General features: G+C 48.1%; 5 protein-coding genes. All 5 read left to right on the top strand.

Annotated features, from left to right (window positions below; all coding sequences use genetic code 11):
* The first annotated feature begins 12 nt into the window (after nucleotides 1-12).
* Entirely contained in the window at nucleotides 13-879 is an 867-nt protein-coding gene (gene atpG / locus NOG12_RS11115; protein WP_153826496.1) for a F0F1 ATP synthase subunit gamma, read from the top strand.
* Between the two features lie 39 nt (nucleotides 880-918).
* Nucleotides 919-2304, top strand: a complete 1386-nt coding sequence (gene atpD / locus NOG12_RS11120) for a F0F1 ATP synthase subunit beta (protein WP_110075783.1) — start codon at nucleotides 919-921, stop codon at nucleotides 2302-2304.
* 17 nt (nucleotides 2305-2321) lie between these two features.
* Complete coding sequence (locus tag NOG12_RS11125; protein WP_110075784.1) at nucleotides 2322-2738, top strand: F0F1 ATP synthase subunit epsilon; 417 nt, start codon at nucleotides 2322-2324, stop codon at nucleotides 2736-2738.
* Between the two features lie 133 nt (nucleotides 2739-2871).
* Nucleotides 2872-4236, top strand: a complete 1365-nt coding sequence (glmU, locus tag NOG12_RS11130; protein ID WP_110075785.1) for a bifunctional UDP-N-acetylglucosamine diphosphorylase/glucosamine-1-phosphate N-acetyltransferase GlmU — start codon at nucleotides 2872-2874, stop codon at nucleotides 4234-4236.
* Nucleotides 4237-4241: 5 nt separating this feature from the next.
* Complete coding sequence (glmS, locus tag NOG12_RS11135) at nucleotides 4242-6074, top strand: glutamine--fructose-6-phosphate transaminase (isomerizing) (RefSeq protein ID WP_153826495.1); 1833 nt, start codon at nucleotides 4242-4244, stop codon at nucleotides 6072-6074.
* Nucleotides 6075-6138: the final 64 nt, after the last annotated feature.

Below are 6138 nucleotides of genomic sequence, written 5' to 3' on the forward strand. Positions count from 1 at the left end.
CAGGAGAATATCATGGCCGGCGGTAAAGAGATAAAAACCAAGATCGGGAGTATTAACAATACTCAGAAGATCACCAGTGCAATGGAGATGGTTGCTGCGTCCAAAATGAAAAAGGCGCAGGAACGTATGGCTTCAAGCCGTCCGTATGCGGACAGCATTCGCAAGGTGATCGGCCATGTTGCCCATGCAAACCTAGAATACAAGCATCCGTATCTAGAAGATCGTGATGTGAAACGGGTTGGCTACATCGTCATTTCTACCGACCGTGGCTTGTGCGGTGGTTTAAACACAAACGAATTTAAAGCGGTTGTGAAACATGCCCAAGCGCAAAAAGAAAGCGGCGTAGAAGTAGACTTTGCAGCCATTGGCAACAAGGCTACGGGTTTCTTTAAACGCTTTGGAGGCCGTTTACTGGCACAAACATCGGGCCTAGGCGATAAGCCAAGCGTGAATGATGTGTTAGGGACTGTACAAGTGATGCTAGATGCCTTTGATGAAGGCAAATTAGATCGCTTGTTCGTGGTGTACAACAAGTTTGTTAACACCATGAAGCAAGAGCCAACGATAGCGCAATTGCTACCGTTGCCAAAAGCTGAGTCTCGTGATGAGGTTCAATCAGGTAGCTGGGACTATCTGTATGAACCTGATCCACAACCCATTTTAGAGTTGCTGATTCGTCGCTACGTAGAAGCAACCGTGTATCAAGGTGTGGTGGATAACATTGCCAGTGAACAGGCAGCGCGGATGGTGGCTATGAAAGCCGCTACCGACAACGCCGAAGACCTCATCGATCAGCTGCAATTGGTGTATAACAAAGCACGCCAAGCAGCGATTACGCAGGAAATTTCGGAAATTGTATCGGGCGCCGAAGCGGTTTAAGGCGAAGCTTGCAAGAATTTTAGAGTTAGAGGAAATGTCATGAGTCAAGGTAAGGTCGTGCAAATTATTGGCGCGGTTGTGGATATCGAATTTCCACAAACAGACGTGCCAAAGGTATACGACGCGCTGAAGGTGACCGACGGTGACCTCAAGGGTTTGACCTTGGAAGTTCAGCAGCAGTTAGGCGGTGGTATCGTGCGTACAATCGCACTTGGTACTACTGACGGTCTGCGTCGTGGAATTACCGTAGAAAATAGCGGCGAGCCAATCATGGTACCAGTGGGTAAACAAACCCTAGGTCGTATCATGAACGTATTGGGTGAGCCAATTGATGAAGCGGGTGAAATCGGTGAAGAAGAGCGTATGTCTATTCACCGTGCTGCACCTTCGTACGAAGAACAGTCAAGTGCTACTGAACTGTTAGAGACCGGCATCAAGGTTATCGACTTGATTTGTCCGTTCGCTAAGGGTGGTAAAGTTGGTCTGTTCGGTGGTGCGGGTGTAGGTAAAACCGTAAACATGATGGAACTTATCCGTAACATCGCTATCGAGCACAGTGGTTACTCAGTATTCGCTGGTGTAGGTGAGCGTACTCGTGAAGGTAACGACTTCTATCATGAGATGAAAGACTCAAACGTACTCGACAAAGTTGCACTGGTTTATGGCCAGATGAACGAGCCTCCAGGTAACCGTTTACGCGTAGCGTTAACAGGTTTGACCATGGCAGAGAAGTTCCGTGACGAAGGTCGTGACGTTCTGTTTTTCGTAGATAACATCTACCGTTATACCCTTGCTGGTACCGAAGTATCTGCATTGTTAGGTCGGATGCCATCTGCGGTAGGTTATCAGCCAACTCTTGCCGAAGAGATGGGTGTACTACAAGAACGTATTACTTCAACCAAAACTGGTTCAATCACGTCGATTCAGGCCGTTTACGTACCTGCGGATGACTTAACTGACCCATCACCAGCCACTACCTTTGCTCACTTAGATGCAACCGTAGTATTGTCTCGTGATATCGCGTCACTGGGTATTTACCCAGCGGTTGATCCATTGGATTCAACGTCACGTCAGTTGGACCCATTGGTTATCGGTAAAGAGCATTATGAGACTGCGCGTGGCGTTCAGTCAGTATTGCAGCGTTACAAAGAGCTGAAAGATATCATCGCAATCTTAGGTATGGACGAATTGTCTGAAGAAGACAAGATGACCGTATCTCGGGCGCGTAAAATTCAGCGCTTCTTATCGCAGCCATTCTTCGTAGCAGAAGTATTTACTGGCTCACCAGGTAAGTATGTGTCTTTGAAAGACACCATCGCTGGCTTTAAAGGCATCTTAAACGGTGATTACGACGACCTACCAGAACAAGCGTTCTACATGGTTGGTAGCATCGAAGAAGCAGTCGAAAAAGCCAAAAAAATGTAATAAACCGGGAGGTTTAAATGGCAGCTAAAACTGTACAGCTTGACGTGGTCAGCGCCGAAGAACGTTTGTTCTCTGGCGCCGTAGAGACCTTGCAAGTGACCGGTAGCGAAGGTGAGCTAGGTATTTATCCTGGTCACGCCCCTTTATTAACGACGATTAAACCAGGTATGGTTCGCGTAGTTAAAGAAGGTGGCGAAGAAGAAATCATCTACGTAGCCGGTGGTGTGCTAGAAGTGCAGCCTCACAACGTCTCGGTACTTGCTGACTCGGCAGTTCGTGGTGAAGAGCTTGATGAACAGCAAGCCCTTGATGCGAAGAAACGTGCTGAAGAAGCAATTGCAGATTCTGCCTCTGATTTAAGTTATGCAGAAGCAGCAGCTGAATTAGCTCGAGCGTTGGCACAACTGCAGATTATTCGCAAAATTCGCAAGTAATCAGCGCGCCTGCAATCTAAAGAAAATGAAAAGACCCGTAAATTTCGGTTTGCGGGTCTTTTTTTCGTCTGTTAATTTGTTGTAAACAGCTTTAAAATAGCTGCAGGCTTATAAAATAGAAACGGAAGGATTCATGTCTCTGAATGTGGTAGTTCTAGCAGCAGGTAAAGGCACCCGGATGCGCTCAGCGTTACCGAAGGTGTTACATCCCATCGCCCATAAACCCATGGTTCAGCATGTGATTGATACTGCGCATACCTTAGCGCCTACACATGTGCAGGTTATCTATGGCCATGGTGGCGATGTACTTAAGGAAAGGCTAGCCGGACAATCGTTAAATTTTGTTGAACAAGCGCAACAGCTAGGTACTGGTCATGCCGTGCAGCAGGTCGTGCCTTATGTGGCTGACGACGAAACTGTACTTATTTTGTATGGTGATGTACCGCTAACGCGCACAGAAACTCTGCAAGGCTTGTTGGATGCTGCGGCAACGACGGAGTTAGCGCTGCTCACCGTGACCCTACCCGACCCCACCGGCTATGGACGTATCATGCGTGATGCCAGTGGCGCGGTAGTAGGTATTGTTGAGCAAAAAGATGCCAGCCCAGAGCAGCTGGCTATTACTGAAGTAAACACCGGTATGATGGCGGTAAAAGGAGCAGCGTTAAAACGCTGGCTCGGCAATTTATCCAATGATAACGCCCAAGGTGAATACTATTTGACGGATATTGTCGCCATGGCCGCCGCAGAAGGCGTAGTGATTACCACGGCACAACCGCAAGCCATTAGCGAAGTGGAAGGTGCCAATAATCGGGTGCAGTTAGCCGGGCTAGAGCGTGCCTATCAAGCTCGCCAGGCTGAGCAACTGATGCTTAACGGTGCCACCTTAATGGATCCGGCCCGGGTTGATGTTCGCGGCGAGGTTATCATCGCGAATGATGTGGTGGTTGATGTTAACGTTATTTTTGAAGGCCGGGTTGAACTTGGCGAAGGCGTGGTTATCGAAAGCAACTGTGTGCTGCGTGATTGTAAGATAGGCGCAGGTTCTCGGGTAAAAGCGAACAGCCTGATTGAAGAAGCCGTACTTGCAGAAAATTGTGCTGTAGGCCCTTTTGCCCGTTTACGACCAGGTGCTGAGTTGGCTGAGGGCGCACAGGTAGGTAACTTTGTTGAGATTAAAAAGACTCGCATGGGGCAAGGCTCTAAAGCGAGCCATCTTACCTATTTAGGTGATGCAGAAATTGGCGCTGGAGTGAATATTGGCGCAGGCACTATTACTTGTAATTATGACGGTGTAAACAAACATCTGACAGAAATAGACGATGGTGCGTTTATTGGTTCAAATAGTTCGTTAGTGGCTCCGGTACGAATTGGTAAGCATGCTACCGTAGGTGCAGGCTCTACCGTAACGAAAAATATCGATGATCATGAGCTAGGTGTGGCCCGTGGTCAGCAACGGAACATCAGTGGCTGGCAACGCCCTGTAAAAAAAGGATAAGGACAATGTGCGGAATTGTTGGTGCAACCTCAGAGCGCCGTATTAGTGAAATCTTGATTGAAGGCCTAAAGCGGCTTGAATACCGTGGTTACGATTCGGCTGGTTTAGCCGTATTGAGCGAAGACGGACGCCTACAAAGTGTGCGTCGGACTGGTAAAGTCCAGGCACTCAAAGATGCGGTTGGCGAGCAACCGTTAGCCGGTACTGCTGGTATCGCTCACACGCGTTGGGCTACTCATGGTGGTGTCACAGAGGCAAACGCACATCCTCATATTTCTGAAGACTGTATTGCCGTAGTGCACAACGGTATTATCGAGAATCACGATAAATTGCGTGAGCAGTTAAAAGGATTGGGCTACACCTTTGCGTCTGATACTGACACCGAGGTGATTTGTCATTTGGTTCATCACGAGCGTAAAACTCATGCGGACTTATTCACTGCTGTACAAGCCGCAATCAAACAGCTTGAAGGGGCTTACGGCACTGTCATCATGGACTGTCGCGATCCTGGCAGACTTATTGTCGCGCGCTCAGGTAGCCCCTTGGTGATTGGGCTTGGTATTGGCGAAAACTTTGTCGCATCAGACCAATTGGCTTTGTTACCAGTAACCCGCAAGTTCATGTACCTTGAAGAAGGCGACATGGCAGATATTACGCGTACCGAGGTGAAGGTTTATGGCGCTGACGGTAACCGCGTTGAGCGTGATATTCACGAGTCTGACGGCAACTACGATGCTGGTGGAAAAGGCGATTATCGCCACTTTATGCTCAAAGAAATTCATGAACAGCCAAGTTCGGTGCGTAATGCTTTAGAGGGCAGAATTGTTGATGGCAAGATTGCTGAAGATGTTTTTGGTCATGGTTCATTAGAACTTTTAAAAGATATTCAGCATGTACAAATTGTGGCCTGTGGTACATCTTATCATGCAGGAATGGTAGCTCGCTATTGGCTAGAATCGATGGCTGGAGTTTCTTGTAACGTTGAAATCGCCTCAGAATTCCGTTACCGCACCTCTCATGTTCATCCAAATAGCTTATTAGTCACTATTTCACAGTCAGGTGAAACGGCTGACACCTTAGCGGCGCTACGTTTAAGTAAGGAGCTTGGTTACAAGGGCAGCTTAACTATATGTAACGTTTCTACCTCGTCAATGGTGCGTGAATCAGATTTAGCCTACATGACTCGTGCGGGTACGGAAATTGGCGTGGCATCAACGAAAGCTTTCACCACGCAGTTAGTTGGCTTGCTGATGTTAACTTTGGCTATTGGTCAGTACCGCGGCATGAACGAAGAGCAGCAAGCGGCCGTAATTAAGTCATTGAAAACATTACCGTCTAAGCTTGAAGAAGCCTTGCTGTTAAGTGATGCCATTGAAGCCTTAGCGCCAGAGTTTGCTGATAAATTCCATAGCTTGTTCTTAGGCCGTGGCACCCAATATCCCATTGCCATGGAAGGTGCGTTGAAGTTGAAAGAGATTTCATACATTCACGCTGAAGCCTACGCCGCTGGCGAACTGAAACACGGGCCTTTAGCACTGATTGACGCCGACATGCCGGTTATTGTGGTCGCGCCAAACGATGAGCTGTTAGAGAAGCTGAAATCAAACGTGGAAGAAGTACGCGCCCGTGGCGGAATCATGTATGTGTTTGCTGACAAAGACGCACACTTTAAAGGTGACGACAGCATGCGCGTGATCAACGTGACGCACTGTGATGAGCTGATTGCGCCAATTGTGTACACTGTACCGTTGCAACTACTCTCCTACTTCGTTGCCATTATTAAAGGCACCGACGTGGATCAGCCGCGCAACCTTGCTAAATCGGTAACGGTGGAGTAATTCCACCGTTTTATTGGTTGCTGATAAGCCTATCAAGTGGGCTAGCTGTGCCCGCATAATGTTG

This window comes from Pseudidiomarina fusca, assembly GCF_032227045.1.
GTDB lineage: Bacteria > Pseudomonadota > Gammaproteobacteria > Enterobacterales > Alteromonadaceae > Pseudidiomarina > Pseudidiomarina fusca.

What these genes read in the sequence shown, in the direction of transcription:
- atpG (WP_153826496.1), top strand. Translation starts at nt 13, where the DNA reads ATGGCCGGCGGTAAAGAGATAAAAACCAAGATCGGGAGTATTAACAAT.
- atpD (WP_110075783.1), top strand. Translation starts at nt 919, where the DNA reads ATGAGTCAAGGTAAGGTCGTGCAAATTATTGGCGCGGTTGTGGATATC.
- NOG12_RS11125 (WP_110075784.1), top strand. Translation starts at nt 2,322, where the DNA reads ATGGCAGCTAAAACTGTACAGCTTGACGTGGTCAGCGCCGAAGAACGT.
- glmU (WP_110075785.1), top strand. Translation starts at nt 2,872, where the DNA reads ATGTCTCTGAATGTGGTAGTTCTAGCAGCAGGTAAAGGCACCCGGATG.
- glmS (WP_153826495.1), top strand. Translation starts at nt 4,242, where the DNA reads ATGTGCGGAATTGTTGGTGCAACCTCAGAGCGCCGTATTAGTGAAATC.